The sequence below is a fragment of the Nonomuraea sp. NPDC001699 genome (assembly GCF_053596455.1).
In genome coordinates this window covers 1-24,080 of sequence record NZ_JBSFGF010000042.1, presented here as the reverse complement: position 1 = coordinate 24,080, position 24,080 = coordinate 1, and the positions used below count along the sequence as shown (strand labels likewise).

The 24,080-nt window shown below is 71.0% G+C and carries 22 protein-coding genes; 3 read left to right on the top strand and 19 right to left on the bottom strand.

Annotated features, from left to right (window positions below):
* Nucleotides 1–171: 171 nt before the first annotated feature.
* The 4 genes from ACWCSU_RS50415 to ACWCSU_RS50400 form a co-directional block, all read right to left on the bottom strand.
* Nucleotides 172–846, bottom strand: a complete 675-nt coding sequence (locus ACWCSU_RS50415; protein WP_449944264.1) for a hypothetical protein — start codon at nt 844–846, stop codon at nt 172–174.
* A 287-nt stretch (nt 847–1,133) separates the two neighbouring features.
* Nucleotides 1,134–1,274 (bottom strand): hypothetical protein, encoded by a 141-nt coding sequence (locus ACWCSU_RS50410; protein ID WP_449944262.1) that lies wholly within the window; start codon nt 1,272–1,274, stop codon nt 1,134–1,136.
* A gap of 200 nt (nt 1,275–1,474) precedes the next feature.
* Nucleotides 1,475–1,849: an STAS domain-containing protein gene (locus ACWCSU_RS50405; RefSeq protein WP_449944259.1), complete on the bottom strand. Its 375-nt coding sequence runs from the start codon at nt 1,847–1,849 to the stop codon at nt 1,475–1,477.
* Nucleotides 1,850–1,910: 61 nt separating this feature from the next.
* Complete coding sequence (locus ACWCSU_RS50400; RefSeq protein WP_449944258.1) at nt 1,911–2,105, bottom strand: hypothetical protein; 195 nt, start codon at nt 2,103–2,105, stop codon at nt 1,911–1,913.
* 561 nt (nt 2,106–2,666) lie between these two features.
* Between ACWCSU_RS50400 and ACWCSU_RS50395 the strand changes: the two genes are divergently transcribed.
* The 3 genes from ACWCSU_RS50395 to ACWCSU_RS50385 all read left to right on the top strand — a co-directional run bounded on the left by ACWCSU_RS50395 (nt 2,667) and on the right by ACWCSU_RS50385 (nt 6,023).
* Nucleotides 2,667–3,908, top strand: coding sequence for a hypothetical protein (locus tag ACWCSU_RS50395; protein ID WP_449944255.1), 1,242 nt, complete (start codon nt 2,667–2,669; stop codon nt 3,906–3,908).
* Nucleotides 3,909–5,007: 1,099 nt separating this feature from the next.
* The gene (locus tag ACWCSU_RS50390; RefSeq protein ID WP_449944251.1) at nt 5,008–5,226 is read left to right on the top strand and encodes a hypothetical protein; all 219 of its coding nucleotides are present in this window, start codon (nt 5,008–5,010) and stop codon (nt 5,224–5,226) included.
* Nucleotides 5,223–6,023, top strand: coding sequence for a hypothetical protein (locus ACWCSU_RS50385; protein WP_449944249.1), 801 nt, complete (start codon nt 5,223–5,225; stop codon nt 6,021–6,023). The genes ACWCSU_RS50390 and ACWCSU_RS50385 overlap by 4 nt, the downstream gene beginning before the upstream one ends.
* A gap of 480 nt (nt 6,024–6,503) precedes the next feature.
* On the opposite strand, the gene mobF is transcribed toward ACWCSU_RS50385, so the two are convergent.
* The 15 genes from mobF to ACWCSU_RS50310 form a co-directional block, all read right to left on the bottom strand.
* Nucleotides 6,504–10,502, bottom strand: coding sequence for a MobF family relaxase (gene mobF / locus ACWCSU_RS50380; protein WP_449944246.1), 3,999 nt, complete (start codon nt 10,500–10,502; stop codon nt 6,504–6,506).
* A 395-nt stretch (nt 10,503–10,897) separates the two neighbouring features.
* On the bottom strand, nt 10,898–11,131 hold the full coding sequence (locus ACWCSU_RS50375) for a hypothetical protein (RefSeq protein ID WP_449944243.1): 234 nt from the start codon (nt 11,129–11,131) through the stop codon (nt 10,898–10,900).
* Between the two features lie 811 nt (nt 11,132–11,942).
* Nucleotides 11,943–13,292, bottom strand: a complete 1,350-nt coding sequence (locus ACWCSU_RS50370) for a hypothetical protein (protein WP_449944240.1) — start codon at nt 13,290–13,292, stop codon at nt 11,943–11,945.
* 813 nt (nt 13,293–14,105) lie between these two features.
* The gene (locus ACWCSU_RS50365; RefSeq protein WP_449944237.1) at nt 14,106–15,623 is read right to left on the bottom strand and encodes a hypothetical protein; all 1,518 of its coding nucleotides are present in this window, start codon (nt 15,621–15,623) and stop codon (nt 14,106–14,108) included.
* Nucleotides 15,620–16,549, bottom strand: a complete 930-nt coding sequence (locus tag ACWCSU_RS50360; protein ID WP_449944234.1) for a hypothetical protein — start codon at nt 16,547–16,549, stop codon at nt 15,620–15,622. The genes ACWCSU_RS50365 and ACWCSU_RS50360 overlap by 4 nt, the downstream gene beginning before the upstream one ends.
* Nucleotides 16,550–16,579: 30 nt before the next feature.
* Entirely contained in the window at nt 16,580–17,014 is a 435-nt protein-coding gene (locus ACWCSU_RS50355) for a hypothetical protein (protein ID WP_449944232.1), read from the bottom strand.
* A 12-nt stretch (nt 17,015–17,026) separates the two neighbouring features.
* A complete protein-coding gene (locus tag ACWCSU_RS50350) occupies nt 17,027–19,126 on the bottom strand; it encodes a hypothetical protein (protein ID WP_449944229.1) in 2,100 nt (699 codons plus the stop codon).
* A 145-nt stretch (nt 19,127–19,271) separates the two neighbouring features.
* Nucleotides 19,272–19,496, bottom strand: coding sequence for a hypothetical protein (locus tag ACWCSU_RS50345; RefSeq protein ID WP_449944226.1), 225 nt, complete (start codon nt 19,494–19,496; stop codon nt 19,272–19,274).
* 70 nt (nt 19,497–19,566) lie between these two features.
* Complete coding sequence (locus ACWCSU_RS50340; protein ID WP_449944224.1) at nt 19,567–20,052, bottom strand: hypothetical protein; 486 nt, start codon at nt 20,050–20,052, stop codon at nt 19,567–19,569.
* Nucleotides 20,053–20,073: 21 nt separating this feature from the next.
* Complete coding sequence (locus tag ACWCSU_RS50335) at nt 20,074–20,520, bottom strand: ATP-binding protein (protein WP_449944222.1); 447 nt, start codon at nt 20,518–20,520, stop codon at nt 20,074–20,076.
* Nucleotides 20,520–20,783: a hypothetical protein gene (locus ACWCSU_RS50330; RefSeq protein WP_449944219.1), complete on the bottom strand. Its 264-nt coding sequence runs from the start codon at nt 20,781–20,783 to the stop codon at nt 20,520–20,522. The genes ACWCSU_RS50335 and ACWCSU_RS50330 overlap by 1 nt, the downstream gene beginning before the upstream one ends.
* Nucleotides 20,780–21,487, bottom strand: a complete 708-nt coding sequence (locus tag ACWCSU_RS50325; protein ID WP_449944217.1) for an SsgA family sporulation/cell division regulator — start codon at nt 21,485–21,487, stop codon at nt 20,780–20,782. Before ACWCSU_RS50325 ends, ACWCSU_RS50330 begins: the two co-directional genes overlap by 4 nt.
* The gene (locus ACWCSU_RS50320; protein WP_449944216.1) at nt 21,484–22,851 is read right to left on the bottom strand and encodes a DUF2637 domain-containing protein; all 1,368 of its coding nucleotides are present in this window, start codon (nt 22,849–22,851) and stop codon (nt 21,484–21,486) included. Before ACWCSU_RS50320 ends, ACWCSU_RS50325 begins: the two co-directional genes overlap by 4 nt.
* Complete coding sequence (locus ACWCSU_RS50315; RefSeq protein ID WP_449944214.1) at nt 22,851–23,804, bottom strand: hypothetical protein; 954 nt, start codon at nt 23,802–23,804, stop codon at nt 22,851–22,853. Before ACWCSU_RS50315 ends, ACWCSU_RS50320 begins: the two co-directional genes overlap by 1 nt.
* On the bottom strand, nt 23,801–24,025 hold the full coding sequence (locus ACWCSU_RS50310; RefSeq protein WP_449944212.1) for a helix-turn-helix domain-containing protein: 225 nt from the start codon (nt 24,023–24,025) through the stop codon (nt 23,801–23,803). Before ACWCSU_RS50310 ends, ACWCSU_RS50315 begins: the two co-directional genes overlap by 4 nt.
* Nucleotides 24,026–24,080 lie beyond the last annotated feature (55 nt).

Genomic DNA, 24,080 nt, shown 5'->3' with positions numbered 1-24,080 from the left:
CCGGGACCGGCCGAAGAGCGGCACGCCCAGGCCGGCCGATCCGCCGGGCAGCACCCGGCGTGGCTCGCGCCGGGTGCTCTTGATCTGGATGCGGTCTTCTCGCCGCAGGAACTGGCGCAACTGCTGCGCGTCCTGCATGCCCGCGCCGACACCCCCCTGTGCACGTACAGGTCAAAGGGCGATGAAGACCTGCGGCAGTTCGAGCACCTCGTCCCAGCGTTCTCGAGCCCCCTCTAGCCAGGTGCGGGTCGAGATGAGCCGGTTGCTCAGACGCTGCGCTGTGCGGGAACACTTGCCTGCATCGGGATGCAGGCGCCTGTGCTCGCCGTTGAGGTCGGGGTGGGGCGTGCTGCCATAGCCCTTCACGAGATCGGCCACCTTGGCCGACGACAGGAAGAGCTTGGCGTCGATCTGGGGCCCGGATTCGAACTCCCCGGCGACGTACGCCGCAGGTGCCACGGTGTTGGGCTTGGACAGCTTGGACTTGGAAGCGTAGCCGTAGGTGGTGGTGCCCACGACGGAGGTGATCCAGGCGTTGTTGAAGGTGCCGCAGGCGACACAGACCGCGATCTCGTCGTCGGGCCCCTTCTCGAAGCGGGGAACCGCGTCCACCTTCCGCGATGGCCGGTTCACTCGGGCGCGGCGAAGCTCATCGCCCTTCTGCCAGACCACGTGCTCATGTGCGGCATCGTCACGGTCGCACCGGTCGGGGTGGTAGTTCACCCGGCACCAAGGCGTCCCGAACGCGTTCCACGAGAGGGGGTCGTACAGCGGCTCCTCATACAGTTGGCGGAAGACTGCGAGGGTGACCTGCTTGCCGTTGACGGTCAATGCCTTGATCTCCACAGTGGCGGTGGTGATCTCGGCGGACTGAGGGGTGAGCGGAGGTCGGGTAGCCACGGCTCTCCTTCGCGCAAGGGGACGACTTTCCACGGTAGGCCGCTCGGCCGACAACATGCCCTGGCGCGAGGGTGTGGGTCCTGAAAGCGATCCGCGAATGCCTCGCTAGCGAGTGAGCCTCTGACCAGGTGTCTACGGCCTGACGCCGTTCCGCTAGGAACGGCCGCCACCCGGCATGGACGGGATGACCAAGCCATCGCGGACTTCGTGGGTCTGTCCGCGAAGTCCGCGAACTACTGGGGATCAGGCGCCCCGTCCTCGGCCTCGGCCTCGGCAGCGTTCAGCCTGACCATCACCTCGTCCATGTGGGCCAGCCCGACGGCGAAGATCGCGTCGTGGATGCTGGTCTTGAGCCATTCTCGCCCGGTGGTCACGGCGATCTGGAGTCAGCCAGAGCCGGTCAGCGGCAGGGCTTCTTCGGGCGCTGCCTGGCGGGCGGCGGCCGGGACCGGCCGAAGAGCCGCACGTCCGGCCGGCCGATCCGCCAGGAAGCGCCCGGAGCGAGTCGCACCGGGCGCTCCTTGATGACTGTGAGCATCGCGGCGCCTGGGTGGAGCCCCATACCTACATATGGTCACAGCCTTTCGTCACGCGGATTAGCAGCATTCAGGGCCGCGAGGATGGCCTGTTCCACGCTGCTATGCACAGTCAGCACAGGCCTGGCGCCGGCGGTGTCCAGCAGGCGCTCGGGTGATTCCTGCAGGGCGGCCAGGTGGAGGTCACCGCCGTGTCGCCGGGTCAGGGCGCGGACGTTGAGCAGCACGCGCAGGCCGGACTGCGCCATGAACGGCACCTCGCTCAGATCGAGCACCACATGGTCGCCCGGCCGACAGCGCGCACGGGTGATGAAGGCGTCCAGCCGGTCAGCGTTGACGGCCTCCAGGTTTCCAGCCACCGAGATCACAGTGACGCCGGGCATCTGCTGGCAGGCGAACGTAGGCGGGCTCATCGCAGCTCCCCGGCAGCGGGCGGACCTTCCGGGACGGGAACGAGTGGGGGCGGCCATGAGATCAGTCCCGCGCGCGGGCCAGGAACGTCATGACAGCCAAGGCAAGGCCGACGAAGCCGGCAAATCCGGCCGCTCCGGCCAGCACGGCCAGCGGCGCGGGGGTGCCGCCCAGCCAGGCGAGACCGCCGCCGGCGAAGGCGACGAAGAGACCAGCGGTGACGATCACTGCCACCCAGAGTCCCCGGTTGTTGTTCATGGCGTTCCTCACGACGTTGTGAAGGGGGTGAAATCGTCGGACCGCAGACAGCCACCGGGCCGCCCGCAGGAGCCCACCCGAGCGGCCTGGCCATCGGCAGGTGAACCAGCCCAACGGACGGCAGAAGAGCAGGACGCGGCATCAGGGGCAGCGGAGCACAGCATCGAGCGCCCTTCACGTTCAGGGGGCAAGACGCGATCACGATGCCCGCCCTCTGACTGCCGCCACCAGCGGTTCAAACAAGGTCGAACGATGTCGATGTAGTCCGCTCGACCTGGTGCGCCCCAGAACGACCCCGGCCAGATCGGCAGACCTGGCCGGGGTCGTTCGACCTCGTTCGACTTCCTTCGATGTTCGTCGAGGAACGCCTGAACAAGCCGTGTGGGCTGGCCTGCAGCAAGGCAGGCCAGCCCGAACAACGTCGAATGTGTGATCGGCGCGCGGCTTGCCCCGTATCGGTGGCAACATGACTGCCGTCACGATTCGTAGATCCCTCCACTCACGGCGTGACCCCCCGCGGCGTGACCCCCCCACACACAAATCACGAATCGATCAAGAACGATGACCTGCGAGCAACACGGCGCTGCACATCGCGCCTTCCTCGACCAGCTCAACGAGCTGAGGGAACAGGCCGGCGATCCGGTCTTGTCCGAACTGCGCAGGCTGTCTCGCGACCCGCTGCCCAACGGCAAGAAGAGGCGCGAGCTGGCCGAGAGCACCACCCAGGAGATCCTCAGCGGCAAGCGGCGTCATCTGCCGCAGTGGAGCTGGGTGCTCTCCTACGTCACCGCCTGCTACCAGGCGGCCGAAGAAGAAAGCCTTGATCTTGGCCTTATCGACCAGGAAGCCTGGAGGACCCGCTTGCTCCACGCCCGACGCGCTGACCGGCCGGTCAGCGCATCACAGGGCCGCTCGGCCGCCCTGCCTGCCTCGACCGGCCCCGCCCTCATGTCGTCCGCCGATCAGCTGACCGCCGAGGAGGTGATCCAGTGCTACCGCGACACCCACGGCCGCATCGCCTCCCGCCTGGCCCGCAAAGCCCTGGACGGCGACACTGACGCGTGTTTCCACCTAGCGTTGTTCACCCTGCTGCGCGACTGGGGACACGACGGCATGGACTGGCTGAGCCGGGCCGCCGAGGCAGGGCACGAAGCCGCGCTGGCACTACAGGCCGCCCCGGACCCGCGCACGCAGGCTGCCGACGTCGCCTACCGGCACGGCTGCGCCCTGGAGGCAGGCGGCGCCACTAGGACCAGCATCGCCCGCTGCTTCTATCAGCTCGCCGCCGAGGCCGGCCACCCCGAAGCAGTCTTGAAGGTCACGGGCATGGTCGCTCCGCCGCCTGCCGAACCGCATGCTCTGCCCCTGGCTGCCTCTGCCCGCGACGCTTCCCTCGCCGAGCACCTTCCCCCCTTACTGGGTGATGCCTGCGCCGATCACCTCTCCTGCAGGCTCGGCATGCCCTGGCCACCCCCATCAGGCTTGATCGAATCAGTCCCGGAGCAAGCGAGCATTGCCAGCGCCCCAGCCGATTCCGGCAGGCCGGCGCAAGGTCCCGATGCGGCACAGGCCGGGCATTGGCCGGCGTGGCAGTCCGTGATGGACCTTGCCGGAGCTCTCAGCACGGCGGCGCACGTCGCAGAGGGAGAGAAGATCAGCGTCGCGCTCGTCCACACCTCCGACGACGCCTCCGCCCCCTACGAGGATCCTTCGATGTGGCTCTTGGATGTCCAGCACCCGGTCGCCGGCTGGCCGGATGGTCCGCTCTCTCAGGAGCCCTCCGCGCCCTGGCCCGGGAGATGACCGCCTGTCGGGGATCGCGGGCGCTGCCTGTCAGCTTCCCCCGCCGGGAGGTTCCGGGAGCTGCCGGGCAAGTACGGGCGCGTTGGCGTGTCCGTCTTCCTCTGACCATGGGCCAACACGGGCGAAGCCGAGCCGTGCCAGCACCCGGTCCCGCTGGGCCACTGTCAGCGGCACCTCCGGGTGGTCGCGTACCTCTCCGTCGTTGATCAGGAGTCGTCGTCGCGCCATATCTCGATGATCTCTGTCCACGCCATGGTGCCGATGCCCTCGTCCGGACACGGGTAGATGTAGGCGACGATCACGGCGCCTCCCTCCTCATGCGGCCACGTCTACCGCCGGGCGGCGCGGCCGCGTAGCGGACGCCTTGATGACGTACAGAAAATTTGCATCCGATCATGGCCTGTCCAGGGCCGACCGCCCTCCGCCCTCCAACCATGGGCATCGACGCCAACACCCAGCTCAGCGTTGCAGGTGGACGGCGGCGGTCGGGGTGGACGCCTGGCTGACCCTGCGTGAGTGGAAGGAGGCGGAGGTCCGGCGGCCCGGCGATCGCTCAGATGCTGGGGTCTTGAAATGACAATGAGCGGAGGCCTCAAGCCTCCGCTCACGTCCCGGGGGACCCGGTGCGACGGGTTTGTCCCCCAATGGTTGCGCGTCCGCCGTCTTGTCGTGTTCCAGTCGAGCAAGGGATGGTCGGCACGCACCGCCCCGCGATCTTGTTACCTCTGTCGCGCGACAGGCTTGAGTATCAATCATTTAGCGCGTACCCGAAAGTAGCTTTTACAGCCTGTGACAGGTGTTTACGGTTTTTACTAGATTTGATACCGCCCTGGACAGCGATGCACAGCGGAGATCATCCTCGACCCGCAATGCGGACGAGATGCGACATGTCCATAAATGGAAATGAATTGTTACGACTTTGCGTCCGGGCGCGGGAAGGGCCACTATTGGTGTGGCGGGGCAAGACATTCCGCAAACGGGTCGGCTGTGCGAGGCCGGCCCTTCTGCGTACCTTGGACATGTTTGCCCTGAAGTGTTCCAGTCGCACAAGGGAGTGGCTGACGGGCCCTCCCTTGTGTTTTCACGCAGGGGAGAGGTAGTGAAGTTTACCTTCAAGGCGGAGATCAGCCCACCGCCCTGGCTCATGGCGGTGATCCACACAGTGGTGGCCGGTGGGGGTGTGGTCTACATGGAGATCGCCCAACAGCCGACCGTCGTTACGACTGCGATCGTGTTCATCATGGGTGTGTCTTACGGCCGCACTCTGACCACGTCGACCAAGCACAGGGCGGTCGAGACCAAGAGCGGGCACGCGTGAGCAGCCCCATGCCGCCGACCGCGCATTCCGCCATGACGCCCATCGCGGCGTCGGAAAGCCTCGCGACGTTCGAAGGGCTGCTGAAGGCTCTCCTGGACATCCAGACGCAGGGACAGGACTGGCGCCACCACCCGTGGCCCCCTGGCACGAGCACCGGCGTGCTGAGGCAGGCACTCAACTCAGGCCTTCAGCTCCCCGCCTGGCGGATGGTCAACAGCCTTCTGGTCCAGCTGGGAGCACCGGAGTCGAGCCTGCCGGACTTCCACGCCGCCTACGAACGAGCGAAGCTCTATCGTCCATGGTCCGACACCATCCGCATAAGCCAGGACGCCGACCATGGCGGCAACGGCATGTACGTCATCCACAACACCGGCGGCACAGTCAACGTTCAGGCCGAACGTCGATATGCTCGGAGAACGGAGCGCCTTGCTGAACCGGTGATCCAGGACGCGCCGGGCTATAACCTCAAGCCCGATCCGTTCACCGCAAGTTCCGTCTCTGAGCTCGAAGAACTCGCTCGGGAGTTTTGGCGGTGGGCTGGTACACCCTCTACTCGTCAGCTCGCCGAGCAGTCCCGCGGTGCGTTTTCTCACGCCACCGTAGCGAAGATCATCTACGATAAGCCCGGCAAACCGCCTCTGAAGATGCAGTACTTGCTGGGACTGATCCGTGGATGCGGGGGCGACGCGCAAGAGCAGCAGCAATGGGCCAGCGCGTGGAGAATTCTTAATCGGACCACGGCCACCAAACGGGATACAAGGCCCGCACTGAAGGTCTGGACAACTCGAGCAGGATGACCTGGGGATCTTCTCGGGGCGGCTCTTCACGCGCGTGCCTCAAACGACCTTAGAAAGGGGAACCCCCGGGCCACATAGGCCGGGGGTTCGGTCGTGCAAAGAGCCGCTCGGTTCGTCAGGTCCGTTGGGCAACTAACCCATCGATGCCAGCTGCGACCGGAGCAGGGACGCGAGGTACCCGGCCACGCCACGGCGGCACTAGGCGGTCACGTTCGGAGCCCGCCAGGCCCTCGATGACGCACAGAAAATTTGCATCCGATCATGGCCTGGCCAGGGTGGCCTGGCCAGGGCCGACCGTATCCGCCCTCCACCTGATCCTTGGTGCCAATTGGCACCAGTCGCTCGGCGGCCCAGGCCCGGCTGATCGCGCCGCCACCCAGGTGCCGCCGGGCCGCGTCGACCAGGTGCTGGCCGACAGCATGAGCTGAACGCCGCCCGGCCTGCGGTCCTTCTGGCGGTGACACCAATTGGTGTCACCGGTCAGCGGCTCAGGCCGGGCCCGCGGTCGACGCCCTGGCTCGGTGGCGGCCGATAGGGCTGCGGGCGCACACGCTCGCTCTGCCGCCCCAGCGCAGGACGATCCGGACCGTCGCCGCGAGCGGCCGCCTCGCACTGGCGCTGAGCGTGCTCGGCGCGAGCGGCATGTTCGATCTCGCGCCGGTCGGGCGGCAGGTCGGCGCGACGCCGGCGTTCGTCATGCACAGCGGCCAGTTCCGCCTGGCCCGCCTGGTGCACCTGGCGGGCCAGGCCGACGCGATGGGCGGCGGCGTCGACGTCGCGGGCCCGTGCCCCGCGCCGGGCCGATTCCCAGTCGCGTTCGAGATCGTGGTGCCGGCGCGGAACCAGCGGCCAGGCGGTGACCGGCGGGGCCATGGCGACGGTCTGCTCAACGGCCGCCTCCAACACAGGGCTCTGCCGCAGCACCAGGGCCAGGCGCGTACGCGCGGCGGCCAGGTCCTCGCGCAGTCGGAGCAGCGCGGCCTCCAGCCCCCGGCGCCGAGCCCGGTGAGAGGGACGCAGGCGACCCAGCCCGTCCAACTCACGCTGCAGGCGGCTCTCGCGCTGGACCAGCCGGCGGATCTGCTCGCGGCCGCCAGCCACGTCCTGGCGGGCCTGCTGCAGCCGGCGGGCGGCCTGCTCGGCGGCCTCGACCTGGCGCGCCTGCTCGGCCAAGTGGGCCCATTTCTGCTGCAGCGCCTGCTCGGCAGGACCCCCGCCATCACGGGCGTAGTGGCGCACATCCTGCTCTGCGGCCTGCACTGCGGCGGCCGCCGCAGTGACGCGCTCGCCCAGCGCGTGCTGGCGGGCGGCCAGCTGGCCGTCGGTGAGCAGACCGACCCCGTACGGGCTCTTGGCCAGCGCCAGCAGCGTGCTGGCCCGGCGGACGGCGACCGTCGCCTCACGCTCGGTGTCGGCCAACTCCTGGCGGGCCCGACGCAGGCCTTCGCCATCTTGGACATGTGCTGCGTACCGGCGGGCGATCGGCTCGGGTTCGGTGGTGACCAGACGATCGGCGCGGTCGCCGCGCAGGGTGGCGGCGTAGGCGGCGACCGCACGCTGCAGCTCGACCTCATGCCCCTCCGGCTCGCCGAGGCGGGCCCGGTCGGCGTCGCTCTCCAACAACTCGCGCGGCAGATACAGGCAGACGGCCTCGCGATCACGGCTCATGGCCGCGTACAGGCTGTGCGGGTCCAGGCCATACCCGTAGACCAGGGCCCGGTCGACGGTGGCGCCCTGGGTGGCGGCCACCGTCATGGCGGTGCCGTACCCGAGCCCGCCGGCCGCGACGAACCCCCGGTCGAGCCACTGCTGTTCCAGGCGCGGCCCATCAGCATGCGGGGCACGCCATTCGACCAGCACCCGCCGCTCGCCGTCGATGGCCACCACCCGGCCGCGGTAGCCGTTGAGCACGTCGGCGCCCTGGCCACGCCGGGCCCGGTAGTCGTTCTTGTGGACCCGCACATGGTCACCCACCGCCAGGGCGAGCGTGCGGCCGCCAGCCTGCCGGTAGCGCACGTCCGGGCCGGTGATCTCACCGGCGGCGCGCCGCACCACGCGGGCCGCGCCGTTCAGCCGGTCGACGTCGGCATTGCCGCCGGCCAGCAGCGCCAGACCGGCCAGCTCGGCGTGCACGTCGCCGGCGTAGGCGGCGCGGGCCTGCTGCCAGTCGGCCAGCATCGCGGCCAGGGTGTCTGCAGCCATGCGCCCGGCGTGCACCCGCCCGGCCGCCCTCCAGGTGTCCAGGGCCTGCTCGCGCTGCCCGGCCCGCCACAGCCGCAGGGCGGCCCGCTCGCCGTCGTCACGCTGGCGCCGGTTCTCCTCCAGCACTGCACCGCCGACCTGGCGGTGGATCGCGGCGAACGCGCCCCCCACGCCGATCGCGCGCAGCTGGACCGGGTCGCCGATCAGCACCACCTTGGTGGCCGTGCGTCTGGCCTCGCTCAGCAGGGCGGCCAGCTGCCGGTCATCGACGATCGCGCCCTCGTCGACCACCAGGACGTCGACGCCGTCCAGGCCGGGCCCGCCGGTGATGCGCCGCAGCCAGGTGGCGACCGTGCCGGAGCCGATGCCGGACTCGGCCGCCAGCCCCAGCGCGGCCACCGCGGCGGTGGCCGCGCCGGCGACCACCAGGCCGCGGCTCTCCCACGCCGAACGGGCGGCCGCCATGATGGTCGTCTTCCCGGCGCCGGCCACGCCGATCACCGCTTCGACCGCGTGCCCGCCGCGCAGCAGCCGCTCCAGCACCGCCCGCTGCGACGGGGACAACGCCAGGCCGGCGCCGGCCTCGAAGGCACCCAGCGCGAGCTCGGCGGCCGTCTCGTCCACCACGGCCAGGCCGGCGCCGTACCCAGCGCGGGCTGCCTCCAGCGCCACCTGCTCGGCACCCGTGACATCCAGGGAGGTGTAGCGCTCGCCGTTCGTCAGCGTGGCCGCGCCAGCCGGGATGCCCAGTGGCATCACGGGGCCGTGCTGCAGCACCTGGTCGGTCAGCGCGTCGGCGTCGGCCAGATCGGCCACGCCGTCGGGTAACGCCTCCAGCACCTCGGCCAGCACGTCGGCCCGGGTCACGATCTTGGTGTGGCCGGTCAGCCCGTCGCCCGGCCGCCAGATCCACTGCGCGATCTCCTGCGGAGAAGGCCGCTGCTGCAACCCCGGAGCGGCACCCACGCAGGCGGCGGTCAGCCGGGCCGCCTCGACGCCGGCGGCGCGGGCCTGCCGCCGCCAGGATGTGCGCGCGTCCACCAGCCCAGCCGGGGCACGGACGCTGTCCTTGGCCTCGCGGGTCCTGGCACCTGCCGTCTTGCGCTGCGCGCTGCTCGCCGCCGCGACGTCCTGGATGCCCATCGCACCCAGCAGCTCCGCGGCGGCCTGGTCACCGCGCTTGGAGAACAGCGCCCGAAGCTCAGCGCCGACACCGGCGAGCTCCCACGCCCCGGTGTGCGCGTCGCGCTTCCACACCATGCCGTACCGCTCGGTCAGCAACCGGCGCAGCCGGGCCTGCACCAGCGTGCCCGCCGCCTTGTCATGGCGGTACAGGTCCCGGCCGCCGTCGCCGAACACGCCCCACCTGCCGTCGACACCGCGCACCATGTTGGCCAGCACCACGTGCGCGTGCAGGTGCGGGTCACCGACCTGCCCGCGCACCGGCCGGGCCGACCGGTGCCACATCACCCAGCCCATCAACCCGGTGCCCTCGACCCGCTCGCCGAGCGCGCCCTCGCCCTTGTGCCCGCGGATGCCGTACCCAGCCCACTCCTCCACCGCGGCCACCGTGTCGGCCACCGCCTGGGCGAAGGCATCCTCGATCCCCCGGGCAAGATCGTCGTCGGCCAGTCCGTACAGCACCGACACGCTCTTGGGCAGGTCCAACGTCAGGTCATAACCACGGTTGCCGACCTGCACCCGCGAGTGGCGGTGCGCCCGCGCGGCCTGCAACCGGTCGGCGTCATAGAGCACCTCCAGGTCGAGGCCGGCCACCCCGGCCAGCCGCTCAGCGTCACCGATCGGGATCCGATGCGCTTCCCCTTGCCGCTCCACCCCGCGCTGCAACCGGCCCACCCGCGCCACCGCCCACTTCACCCTCGACAGCAGCTCCGCCACGGTGACGCCGGCGTCGCCGGCGGCCTGCTGCAGCGCCTCCAGCAACGGCATCGCGGCCAGCTGCGACAGCGGGTCGGTGGCCTTCTTCGGCTCCACCAGCCGCTCGCCAGAGTCCGGGTGGCAGCCATCCATTAGCGCCCGGGCCGCCAGGTGCTGCTCGGCGGTCAACGGCGCGCCCGCCATCATGCCCTCGACCCCGAACTGGGCCAGCCCGGCGCCGATCCAGGTCAGGCCGCGCCCCGGCTCCTGCTCACCGGCGAGCTCGCCGCCCGCGCCGTCACCAGCCAGCCGGTAGCCGACCTGATCGCAGCCGGCACCCTCACGTAGCCGGTAGTCGATCTGTGCCCGGGAGGGGCTCAGCACGGTGACCCACGCCATGCCGGATCACCTCCTGCGTCCTGACCTGCAGGTTCTCGTCTTTGTCGTATCGCGCCAGCGATACCTGGGTTCTTGGGTCGATCTTGGCCTTGATTCGATAATGAGTTCCATAGGTCAGAAGTGGCAATCCTGAACAATGTGGCTTCAAGCGCATCTGGTGGGATCGATCGAAGAGGTGCGAGGAAATCCCTTTCGGGTCTCGGCAGGTACGCGGGTACGAAGGGCCCTGGCCCTTCGTACCCGCGTACCGCCAAGGTCTTCGGCGCCGAGCGCTACTGCCTCGCTCGGCGCGGCAGTAGCGCCGGATCTGCTACCCCACTGCCCCGCAATCATGATCAAGAAATAAGCCTCCCCTCCCGCCGTAACGGTGGGAGGGGAGGCCTGCGGATTCACCCTCACTTCTGCGATGGCCGGCCGTGAGAAGTCTTCTCTTGGGGCGTTGGCGCCAGGTCTGCAACAGGCGGAATGATCGCGTTGAAGAACGGGATGGCCAGGCCAAACGCGCCACCGCTGTACAGGAGAGCCATCTGCCAGACGGTGCCAGCCGAGAAGGTCAGCGCGAACGCGATCGCCGCGACGAAGGCAGCAGCCATGACGACGACTGCTGCTCGGACGGTGAGAAGGTACATCGCTCCTCCGTAGGGGAAGCGGGCACGCCGTTCGTGCCTCGCACGTGAAGCAAGGCCCGAGATGACCGCTCTGCCTGCTCTGATCCCAGCTTCAGGGCTAGCTGAAGTAGTTGATCCTTGTCGTTGAAGTGTTTTCTGGAGCGCTAGGGAGCCAGCAAGTGCCGCTGGAACTTCGTGATCCCTGGTTATTAGTCGTCGAAGATGAGTCATCCTGAGCTATCAGTTGTCGTTCATTGACAAGGAGAGGCACTCATCATGGTCAGGGCGATTGCTATGCCGCCAAAGGAGCAAGTGCCGGAAGGCCCTCATCGGAACTTCCTGATCATCCTCTTTCAGATGTACAGGCAAGCAGGGCGCCCCCCGCTCAAGCAGATCGTCGCCACTGCTGAGCGAATGGACCTCGGCGGCACCGCCAGCATGGAAACAATCCGGCGCACCTTACACGGAAAGATCATCCCTGAGCGATGGGAGACGGCTTACGCTGTCTACGCTCCGCTCTGCCGACTTGCCGACGTCGACCCGCAAGCCGAGTACTACATGAGGGTGGACGAGGACTGGAATTATGAGCCGCCCAAATCGACTCACCAAGAGCAGTACAGGCGAGCGTGGAGCGCAGCTTTTGACACCGAGGAACTACCGCCGCCCCTCCTGGACAGTCCGGTTCCCGCGCCAGAGCCCCCGCCTTCACGGGGTTTCGGGGGACGATTCGGAGGGTCCGACTTCTCTGACGAACCTCCGTTCTAACCGCCTTACGGGCTGTCGGCGATGAGTCGCTCCAAGGGTGAGGGGATACGGCACGTGCTGGGCGGGGTCATGCGGTGCGGCCGCGCATCATCTCCACCAGCCAGGCGCGGTCGGCGGCCGCCTGCGTCGCGGCGACCGGGTCAAGACCGTCCTGACCGCGCTCCTGGCCGTGCTCCTGCGAGATGTCCGGGTCCGTCTGCGTGGGCAGTCGGTGGCGGTCGAGAACCTCACGCCGGAAGATCTCTGAGGGCTCTGTGGCGGCGCGTAGCGGCCCTGACGAGGCGAACGCGGTCGCGCTGGGGTCAAGGCCTTGGGGCAGGGATTGGACTGCCATGAGGCCTTGTGAGGGCCGCATGGCGTTCGGGGTCGGGGTACGGGCATCCAGCCGGTCCTGTTCTGCGCCGAGGCGGGCCGTGCCGAACCGGCCGGCCAGCTCCCGAGCCATGCCCACCAGCTCGGCACGGCGGGCGGCCTTGGCGGCGTTGGCCGCATCGTTGGCCTCCAGCCACGCCTGGTGGCGGCGGCCGTCGTCATCGACCACCAGCGCGGCCACCCTGCGAGCTGCGCGACGCTGGCGGCGCAGCTCCTTGCCGATGCGCCAGCGCAGCAGCCCGCACAGGTTGCGGGCGGAGCTGACCTGGGCCGTCAGCAGCTCGCGCGCCTCCGATTCGGGCAAGTAGCGCAGCAGTAGCATCACCAGATGGGCCAATTCAGCCAGTTCCGCGTCCGTGGGCACCTCGCCGCCTCGCTGCTGCGCCCAGTCCGGAGCCAGCCCCTTTACAAAGTTAAGGGCGGCGCCCTGCTCTTCGATTCGATCTTGCCCCCACAACCGCGGCCGACGACGCGGCGGACGCGACCGCTGTGACGGATGTGACGAAGGAGGGGTGAGTCCCTCGCGTGTATAAGGAGACGTATGAAGTCGTCCACAGGCGAGCGCGGTCATGATCGCCTCGCGGGCTACGCCCCGGCGGACCGCTGAGCCGTACCTGACCGTCTCCGCCTTCTCCAGGCCTGCATCGACGGCGGCCTTGGTCTGCCCGCCCTTGGCGGCGGTGATCGGGTTGTCTATCCACCGGCGCACCTCATCGGCCAGCGTCTTGGGCAGATCGTCGGGCAGGGCCGCCAGGTCCAGTGCCAGCCGGTAGACCGCCTTGCGCCCTGGGGCCGCGGCGCTCACCTGGCGTATCCACCCGGCCTGCAGCAGCCGGTCCAGGTCGTTCCAGCCGACCCGCTTGCTCACCAGGTGCCGGCCCGCGTACTTGTCCAGGAACGCCGTGATGTCGGCGATGACGCCACGCTTGTCGACCACGTCCACGTCAGCGGCCGCGAAACGAGCCAGCCTGGCCGCGCACGGGTGCATGACGGTGCCGCGTTTGATCAGCAGCCGCGTCAGCCGGCACCACAGCTGCCGGGGCACGCTGTGCTGCTCGTGCGGGCTCTCGTAGTGCGGGTAACGCGAGGTCCACGACCAGGACTCGTCCTCAAGCTCGGCGTCGACCTGGTCGGTGGACGGGTGGTACGGGGAAGCGGATTCCGATCGCTCCGGCGTGTCGTTGCCAGGGCATGGTGGGCTATCCGCCTGGGTGCCTGCTATGGTCGTCTCCAGACGTGACAAGTCCCGTTGACGGCGTTCAGCTCTACCGGCGGCCAACCAGAGCGAGCTGAACGGTCAAAACGAGACGTGCTAGATGAAGTTGTCAGCGCCCCGCAGCCTGCGGGGCGTTTTTTCTTGCCTTGGGCGACTCCTGCGAAGATCGACAATGAGTAGTCAGTCCCGCATCCTTCCATGTTGACAACCTGTGAATGAACGCCTTCACGCCAGAAACCTCCGGCGTGTCGCGCATGGCGATGCCAAAAAGGACGGGACAGGCGCAGATCGGGCACCGACGCACAGAGGTGGGGCGGGCCGGCCGCATGAGCCGCCGACATGGCCAGATCACTACCAGAAACCCTGACAAACCGCGCGAATTCCTTGACAATCAGTGCGGGTTGCTTGTCATAATTGCTGCTCAGAGCCCTTTCACCGCCTCGAAGGCGGCGTGTCGGGCCGGCAGGACTGGCGCGCCTGCGATGAGGCTGACCGCGAGTACGGCCGCCGTGGTGATGTGGGTCATGATGGGATTCGCCCTTTCTTGATCTGCTGGGATCGGGTGGGGTTGTGCGGGCGCGCCCGCCGCGGCTGTCTTGGCCGATCGACCGCGGTGGTGCGCGCCCGTCTTGAGGTGGCTGTTCAGCCGGGGTTCTTGGCGTACAGGCCGCGCTCGGTGCGCACGACGCTGCCGCTCTTGGCCAGGCCGGTGAGGGTGTTGCGCAGGCCGTTGAGGCTGACCTCGCGGCCGCCGTCGGCGTTGACGGCCTCCCGGATGGCGGTGGCCGGCATCGGCTCCTGTGCCTCGGCCAGGACGGCCAGGACGCGGTCCTTGAGGGAGGCGGGCGGCAGCGTGACGTCCTGGCCGTCGTCGCCGTCCTCCTCGTACTCGATGTCGTCGATGTCGTCGGCCGGGGCCGCCGAGCGCCCTGCCTTGCCCGCCTTCTTGCGCGCCTCGGCGGCGAACTGGGCGCACAGGGCTTCGAAGGCGGGGGCGTCGTCGCGCAGGCTGTAGGCGGTGTGCTCGATGCCGCCGCCGAGCGCGCGCACCGACGCCTCCTCCAGGTGGCGGGGCTCCTCATCGCCGTACAGGGCCAGGATCTCGGGGTCCAGGCCGCGCAGCGGCGCGATGGAGCCCAGCCGCAGGTGGCGCATGAGCGAGGTCGGGCGCGGCCCGGACGGGTAGTAGGCCATGCCCTGCGTGCCCGGGGCGTCGAGGTCGTCGCCGGCGACGTCGAAGGGGGAGCGCAACGTGGTCGGGGCCAGCGTCCTGGGGATGGGCGCGAGCTGCGCCCCGCCCGGCAGGATGCCGTCGGCGACCAGCTGGCGCATCATCGACGACGTCCAGCGCAGCAGGACGACCTCGCCCTCCTTCATCATCGCCCGCAGCGTGTCGCTGCCCCCCAGCTCCTCCAGGTGGGACGCCTGCGCGGCCAGGCCGACGCCCACCCCGACGGACCGGCCCGTCCTCGACAGTTCCTTCAGCAACAGCGTGGCCAGCGCTCGATAGGGGGCCCCGCGCTCCAGCAGCCGGTTGACCTCATCCAGCCACACGTGCAGCAGCGGGTCCTCGCCGAGCACGAAGCTGTTGCGGCCCATGGCGCTGTAGCGGCGCATGCGGGCCTTGGCGACCATCACCGCCGCCATCAGCATGAGGATGGCGCCTTCGGGGGTGGTGACCCGCCAGTCGACGTTGCCGGCGGCCTCCGGCACGCTCTGGCCTTCCTTGAGGTCGGCCAGCCAGGTGCAGACTTTATTTACCTTCTCGGCGATCAGCTGGAGCTGCAGCGTCCTGGACTTGCCCGCGCCGGTCGTGCCGAACAGCACGAACCGCTGAGCGCTGCCGGTCGTGGGGTCGAACAGCCGCTTCCTGACCGGTTCGCCGTTGTGGTAGAACCCGGTCACGAACCGGCCGTGCCGGTCCATCACCAGGTCCTCGCGGGTCACCGCACGCACCTCGGCGAGCGGGTTGCGCGGGTAGACCATGACCATCCCGAGATAGCCCTGCGTCTCCACGACCAGGCGGCCCGGGTCGTCGACGCCGAGCTTCTTGCACAGCGCCTCGATGTCGTAGCTGATCGCGCTGCCCTCGGGGTGCTCGACCCGGAACACGGTCAGCTCCTCGCCGGTCGCGGCCGGGCGGGTGATGGTGGCGTTCACGCGTTCTCCCTGGTGGTGACGGTGCTAGCGGTGGTGCTGGTGACGGGGATGGTGCGGACCGGGCCGCCCGGGGTGCCGACCTGGATCTCCGTCAGCACCGTGCCGGGCATGGCCCTGGGGGCCACCTGCTTGGCCCACCGGGTCGCCAGGTCGTCGGTCTCCTCGGGGTTGCCGACCTTCAGCCGGCGCACCCCGGCACCGCGGCCGGGCACCGGCTCGATGGAGATCTCGTCCTCGGGGACGTCCATGAGCGCACTCAGGCGGCGGATGGAGATGTCGGGGACCGGCTCGCCCGCCGTGGCGGCCCGGATGATGGCCCGCATGGACGTGCTGCCGGTCGGCTGGACGTCGTCCAGGACGGTGCCCGGGGCGACGCCGTTCTCGATGGCGGCCTTGGCGGCCCACCAGCGGGCGGCCGGGTGGTCGCTCACCAGCCCGGCCGGGACGAGCTCGGCGGCCGGGGCGGGCAGCGGCGGGGTGAGCAGACGGCGGCCGACCTCTGCCGGGCGCATCACCCACACCCCGACCGTCCAGGTCATCAGCGCGGCGGCCTCGATGGTGGTGGCCACCGGGTCGATGCCGGGCGTCAGGTGCTCGGCGGCCAGCAGGCCGGCCAGGCTGAGGCCGGGCGTCAGGTACAGCGCCGTGGCGACCGCGCGCTGGTGCCCGTCGGGCCGCCACGTCCGCAGGGTGATCAGGCCGGTCAGCGTGAGCGCGGCGTCGGCCAGCAGGCCCGCGCCGGTCAGGCTGCTGGTGAACAGACCGGACGCCGCGGCGCACGCCCCGGCCAGGGTGGCCGCCCGGCCGGTCACGCTCTGGACCGCCTGGAGGCGGCGGCGGGCCCAGTCCAGGACGGGCCAGCGCGGCAGGTCGATGTCGAGGGGCGGCAGGTCGGGCGTCTTGGCGGTCCGGCTGGTCGTGGCCATCGGTCGGTCTCCTCTCGCTGATCAGCGGGTTCAGCGGTTGCTGTAGAACTCGGACTTGGCCATCCGGCCCGGCTTGGTGCGGATGGCCTCGACCACGTCGCCGTAGTCGGCCTGGTGGGCCTCACGGGCCTCTTCGAACATCAGCGCCATCTCCTCCGTCGCCTCGGCCATGGCGGCGGCGTCGTCCAGCGCGCCGCGCATCACGGCTGCGGCGTCGCGGAACTCGCCCACGGTGTCGTCGTCGACCTCCAGGCCGGCCATCTGGTCGGCGGTCTGGTCGACGCTGGCCGCGCACTCCTCCACGTAGGCGTAGGTGGCGCGGATCTGCTCACCCAGGCCGCGCAGCCGCATCGCGGCGTAGCCGAGCTGCACCAGCAGCACGCCGTAGCGGACGATCCGCGGCATGATGCCGCCGCCCTCTTCCAGCGCCTCACCGGTCGCGGTGGTGGTGGCCAGTTCGCTCATCGCGGGCATCTCCTACTCGTCGTGGTATTCGCGCTCGGCGGGCCGGATGTGGCCGTGGTCGCGGGTGGTGTCGGCCACGCCCAGGTCCCGGGCGGCGGCGTTGCCGGCGGCCGTGGAGATCGCCTCGGACGCGGCGGGCAGCGTCTCTGCCAGGCCCTCGGCGCAGGCCTTGACGTGCAGGGCCTTGTCGACCAGGTGGCCCCAGATGGCCGCCAGCCAGCCGGGCACCTTCAGGTCGGCGATCTCGGCGTGCAGGGCCTCCAGGCGGCCCGCCATCCGTTCGGCGCCGATCGCGGTGGCGCGGGCCGCCTCCACCCCTTGCGTGATCTCCTCCGCCGCGTCGGTGGCGGCCTCGATCACGTCTCGGATGGTCAGCTCGGCGTCGTCGTCGTACTGGACGCCGTGCAGCGGCATGGCCGCACCTCGGGCGGTCAGCGGGGCTGCCATGCGGGCGGCCGGGGCGGCAGGGCGGGGGCTGGGCACGGCCCCGGCCGGGATCACGGGGCGGGTCATCTGGCCTCCAGCGGGCTGGACGGTGAGCTGGGCAGGGGGCTGGATGGTCGGGCTCTCGCCTGCCGGCGACGCGGCCGCGGGGCGGCGGAACACAGGCGCAGCGGCCGCAGGCGGGGGAGTCGCAGGCGTCGAGGGGGCCGGGCCCAGCGCGGGCCGACCGGCTCCTGTCACTGCCTTCGATGCCGGCCGGTCGGGCTCGTACTGCCGGCCGGGCCGGACATCGACGCGCTCGGCGGTGACCCGGGCCCTGCGGTCGGCGGCGGGCGGCGGCCGCATCCACTCCGCGCCACGCGGCGGAGGCGGCGGAGGCGCCGTCCGCTGCTGCTGGTGCTGCCAGCCGGGCGGTCGGATGCGGTCCCACGCCCCGCCGGCGGGCCGGGAGCCTGCCGCCGGCTTCGCCCGCCAGGTCCAGGACCGGCGGCTGCGCGTACGGCGGGCGGTCTGCGGGCGCATCCCAGATGCGGGAGCCCACCAGTCCGCCAGCCACGCCGGGGTCCGCCGCCTCCACCGCGCCCACGACGTGCGGCCGCGCGTGCTGATCGGCTTCGCGAAGCGCTTCTTGCCCGCCTTGGCCGGGCGGGCCCAGCGCTTGCGGCCGGGCGGCAGCGCCTTGCCCCCTCCAGGGCCAGGGCCCGTGCCGCGCTGCTTCTTGCTCGGCGCCTTCCACCGCAGCGGAGCCGGGCCCTTCGGCGTCTGGGTGTCCTGGCCGCGCTTCTTCTTGCCGTCCTTGGTGGCCTTGGTGACCTGGTCGTTCTTCTTGGAGTCCTTGCGCGGCTTGCGGTTCTTCAGGTAAGGCTCCGTGCCGAGCCCGTCACGGTCGCGGTTCTTGCGCTTCTTGGCCGGGGGCGTCTTACCGCCGCCGCCGTGCTTGTCGGGGCTGCCCTTCGGGCTCTTGGGGCCCTTGCGGGTGCCCTTCGGGCCCGTGCCCCCGCCGCGCCCGCCACCACGTCCGGCGCCGGACCCGCCGCCGTGACCGCCCCCGTGGCCGCCACGGCGCTTGCGGTGCGAGCCCTCCTGGCCAAGGCCGGCCAGCAGACCGCCGCCGCGAGAGCTGCCCCTGCCGCCCCCCTTACCGCCGCTCTGCCCGCCCCCGTGGCCGCCGTGCTGGCCACCGTGGGCCGCCGCCTTGGCCTTGGCCTTGTCGGCGGTGGCGCGGGCCTCATCGGCCAGCGCCTGGCGGTGCCGGGCGCGGCCCCACATGCCCTTGGCGGCGGCCACGCCGAGCGCGGTCACCAGCGTCATGCACGTCTGCAGGACCTCTTTGGCGGTGGGGTTGTCCGGGTCGGCCGGGGCCGGCGGCGCGAACTCCCCGTCCTCGCCCTGGCCCTCGCCGTTGTCGGCGTCGCGGAGAGCAGGCAGGGCCGGAGGGGGCGGCATCATCAGGGCCGCAGGCGGGCCCATCGTCTGGACGCTCGGCAGGGCCTCGGACCGGAACGCGGCCGGGACATCCTCAACGGGCGCGACCGGGGCGGCCCGGACCGGAGCCGGGGGCGCGGCAGGCAACGGCGGAAGCGGCGGCGGTGTGACGGCGCTCTCCCGGGGCCGGAAGGAGACGACCTTGCCGCCCTTGGCGGTGTCGGTGGTGGTGTCGTCAGCCACGGCGGGCTCCTTCCAGGGCGTTGACGGACAGTGACCAGATGGCGTACTCTCGCGCGCTCGTGCGCGCGGGCGCTCGCGCGCTCGCATTACGCGAGGCTCGGGCCAGATCCGGGGTGGACATGAAGATGAAGATGAACATCGCGCGTCACGCTCCGTAGCGCTCGCAGTAGTTGGACAGCCACAGCGCCAGGTCGGCCCACGCCTGCTCATCACCGCTCGCGACACGCTCGCGGGCGATCTTCCGGGCCTGGTCCCACCACAGCTCGGCAAGTCCCTGCGGGCCGCGGTCGGCCACCAGCGCCTGGCGCTCTTCGGCGTGGCGGCGCTGGTTGTAGGCCCGGCGCTCTTCCTTGGTCATCGGCCTGGTCACCGTGCTGCCTCCTTCGCGGTCTGGGGGTCGGATGCCGTCCCGGCCGGAGCCGGGACGGCGGTGGGTGCGGTCATGCCGACCGGTCGCGGCGGACCATGTCCAGGAAGCTGCCGTCCTGGTCAGCCGGGGCTGCCGGGCGGGGCCTGGGGTAGGGCTGCCCCCCGCCGCTCACCCGGCGGGGGGCGGAGGACGATCCGCGGCTGAGCGCGGCGGCCTCCTGTCTGGCCTCGGCGGCGGCCTGGCGGGCGGCGGGCAGCTCGTGACGCCGCCGCCGGTACTGGGCCGACAGGTCGAAGGTGAGCTTCACCGCCGCCTCCAGGTGCTCCTGGAGCTTGGCGAACGGTCCGGTCACCTTGTGGTGGTGCCACCACGCCTCGAAGCTGCTGTAGCCCTCGGGCGGGTTGGCCTTCCACATCGCTTCGGCGTCCCGGCGGATGCGGGCCACGTAGTCGACGTACTCGGCCAGCGCCACCCGGAGCTGGCCAGAGAACGCCTCAACCATCTCGGGGCGGTCCAGCATGTCTCCCGACCAGGGGCCGGTCGAGTCGGTGCTCATTAGATGCGTCCTTTCAGCAGGTCACAGCCCGGCCGGGCCGTGATGACCGGTGCGGTTGTCGTCGTCGGCGGAGTGCCAGTCGAGCCAGCAGCACACGGTGCGACTGGTCGGCTCGTCGCGGACCTCGTAGGAGTCGGCCAGCTCCCGCACGAGGGCCAGGCCGTGCCCGCCCTCGCCCTCGCCGCGCACGGCCTTGACGAGCGCCGGCCCCAGGTCGATGCAGGTCACGCCCACGCTGTGCGCGCGGCTGTCGACCTCGACCTGGACGGCGAACCGGCCGCCGGGCGCCCCGCTGGCGGAGTGGAGCACGGCGTTGGTGGCCAGCTCGCTCACGACCAGGGCGACGTCGTCGACCCGGTCGCAGCCGACCGGCAGCAGCGCCTTCACCCAGGCCCGGACCTCACCGACCGCGGCCGGGACGCCGTCGAACTGACGCGCGGTGGCCTGGGGCATCGTGATCGTGACCATCACGCCACCCCCGCCCGAAGCGCGGGAACGGCAGTCTGGGCCAGCAGCCGCATCGGCCGGGTGCCAGCGGGCGGCACCTGACCGTGCTCGGCAAGGCATTCACGCAGGTAGACCAGCGGGTCGGCGTGACCCAGCGCGGCGGCCGCGACGCTGGCGCGGGAGGCGGCCAGCAGCTCGCTGTAGAGCGAGGCGAGCACGACCAGGTCGTTGTGCGACAGCGTCTGAACCTGGGCCGGGGCCTGGGGGACGGTGGTGATGCTCATGCCGCCGCACCTCCCACCCCGGCCAGGAAGGCGTGCACGTCAGCCGCCCTGGCCAGCAGCTCCGGGCCGCCGTCGGGGGCTTGCAGCCGGAACCAGCCGCCGCGCGCCCCGATCGCCGCGCAGGCCAGGCCAGCCCGGCTGACGGTCCAGGTGGCAGGGGTGCCGACGGTGCCGGGCACCTCGACCACCACGCTGTCGGCCTCGAACCCGTGAGCGGTCAGCAGGCCGGTTCCCCAGCCGTCGAAGATGCCACCGGCCTGGCGCACGGCGATCGTGCGCCGACGGTCGGGCATCAGCATGGCCAGCTCGGCGTGCCAGTCGATCCACTGGTCCTCGGCGCCGAGCGGCACCGCCGCCAGAGTCTTGTCGACGAACTTCTGCAGCACCTTGGTAGAGCAGGTCAGCGTCACATCCCGGCTGCCGACCTGCGGGTCAGCGGCGATGGCGATCACGCTGTGGCCGGCCTCGGCGTGCGGGCCGACCAGCACCCGGTCGCCGCCGGTCCACCGGCCGAAGTCGACGGAGTCGATCAGCATGCTCCGGGCGAACGTGGCGCCGAGCTGGGCTTCCGTGCGGTTGTCGATGTAGCACAGCGACACCGCGTACGGGTCGGCGCCGTCGTAGTACAGCGTCCCCAGGTAGCGGTCATCGGGCTGCCCGGAGGGGAACAGGGTGACGTGCTCGAACGCGGTCGGGATTCTCATGCCGCCACCTCCGCGGCCAGCAGCTCGTCCCTGAGGGCGGCGGCGGTCTTGGGCGCACACCGCAGGGTGGTGCGGATCTCCTCCGCGGTCGACTCCGCGCTGAGCTTGCCCCGCTCGATCAGGGTCTGCAGGATCTGCCGGTGCTCATCGATCGATCGACGCGGCGCGGGAGCATCCCCGGCGGGCAGCTCGATCGATCGACGCGGACGGCGATCGGCGGGGGCGGGCTTGGGCCGATCGATCGACAGCTTGGGCGCCTCGATCGATCGAGGCGCGGGTCGATCGACGGCAGGCACGGGAAGCTCGATCGATCGAGGCTCGGGACGCTCGATGCGGATGGTGTCGATCGACGCGGCGGGCGTCGGCAGGACCGGCGTCAGCGCGGGCCGCTCGGCGGGCACGACGATCGGGAGCGGGCGGCCGATGACCACCCCGCCGACCATCGACAGCTGGCCCTTGCGGGCGGCACTGCGGTCGGCGCGGGCCTGGCGGCGCAGGATCCGGGCGGTCAGCCGGCGCTCGCGGCGGCTGGCGTCCGGGCCGACGCCGTAGCGGTCGATCCACGCCGCCTGCCACGCCGCATCCTGAGAGCACGCCGAACCGCGGGCGGCGGCGACGCTGGCGGCCTCCCACGACAGGCGCGGGTAGCGCACCCGCCGCCACAGCGCGGTGCGCAACTCGGTCAGCGACCGGCCGCTCTTGCGCTGCCGACGCGCCATCACGGTCAGCTCCCACAGCCCGACCCCCAGCAGCGAGGCCAGACCACGCACGATGCCGACCTGCAGCCCGTTGGCGCCGAACGCCTCGGTGGTGTTGCCGTGCCAGACGTTCATCGCGGCCGCGACCAGCGCCAGCGCCCACGTCCAGGCGCGCAGGCGGCCGGTCGGCCGCTCGGCCTCCAGCGCCTTGTGCGTCAGCCACGCCAGGTACCAGGCGCTGCCCTCCAGCGCCAGCGGCACGACGAAGGCCAGCGCGCCGAGCATCATGACCTGCGCGCCGAACTCCAGCTGGCCGTCCCATGCGATGACGATGGGCGCGCCCATCGCGATCGCGCCGACCAGCAGCGGCACCCGCGCGCCGATCTCCCCGGCCACCGCGCCGATGGCCTGCCGGCGGGCCTGCGCACGCTCCTTGCGGGCCTTGGCGCGCTCGATCTGGCGTTCCTTGCGCGCTTTGGCCTTGCGCTCCTGACGCTCGGCACGCGCCCGCTCGGTGTCCCGGCGGCGGGTGTCCTCCAGCTCCAGGCGCTGGGTCTCGACGCGCAGCGCGGTCTCGGCGCGCAGGGCCTCGGCTTCGGCCAGGCGGGTCTGCGCGTCGGCGGCCGCGACGGTGCGGGCGGACTTGGTGTCCCAGTAGGTGGTCATCACGCCACCTCCGTCCCGGTCAGGGGCGTGGCCAGGGACGCTGAGGCGACCGCCTGGACGAGCTCGGCGAGCCGCTCACTGACCTCGCGCACTCCCGCGACCGACAGCTGGTGAGCCGGGCCCACCGCCTCCAGCGAGGCGGCCAGCAGCAGCACCGCGTCCTGCACGGCGCCGTTCTTGCTGATCCGCTCGGGAAGGGCCTGTACGCGTACGAGGGTGTCCACGACGGCCTCGCGGGCGTTCCACGCCTGGCCTGCGATGTCCAGGGCCGGGGACCCGTTCTGCAGGTCCGCCTGTAGAACGGTCAGTGCCTCCTGCGCCCGCTGGCTGTCGTGCAGCACGGGCAGGGCGATGGCCGGGGCGGTGTCCACCTCGACGTCGGCCTCGGGGTCCGTGCCAGCGGCGTCGGAGTCGGGGGTGAGGCCGGGCCGTGTCGCGCGGTGGCTGATGCGCCACCACAGCAGCCGGGACCACCAGCCGCCGCGTCGGGCTTCGAGGACGTCGGTGATGTCGGCCAGGCCGTCCTCGACCACGTCCTTCACGGCCAGGACCTGGTCGGTCTGCCCGTCCATGCGGTCGGCGAGCGTGCGGGTCAGCTCCCGGAGCGCGCCGGCGACGTCGGTGTCCTGCGCGGCGGACGTGGCCACCGCGGCGGCCAGGCCGCGCACCGCGGACGCGAGCTGGGCCAGGTCCTCGCGGGGAGCGCCGACGGCCTGGCGCAGCTCGGCGCGCAGCCCGGCCAGTTCGTCGGTCACGGCGAGCATCGCGTGTGCGGTCGCGGCCTGCGCGGCGTACATCGCGGTCGCGGCGTCGTCGCCCTCGCGCAACGCGTAGCGAGGGTCCTGGTCGTAACTGGAGGGGTCGTAGAAGCGGTCCTCGCGGGCCGCGTCGGCCAGCAGGGCCTTGGCCTGCTCAGCCGGGGCGACCGGGGTGTTGCGGGGGGTGGTCGTCATGACGCCACCGCCTCGGCGGTGGTCGGGCAGCGCTTGAACAGGGCGACGACGGTGACGGGGGCGAAGCGGAGCTGTCCCCCGGGGGTGCGGATGGCCTCCAGGTGCCCTGCGGCGACCCAGTCGCGTACCGTGTCGATCTCGACGCCGAAGAGCCGGGCGACCTCGCCCGGCTTCATCAGCCGTTCCCGAAGCTGCGGCCTCTCGGTAGGCTCTGCAATCACGGGTCGTGCCTCCTCTTCTGCTGCTTGCTCGTAGCGGGGTGGATCACGGCCCTCG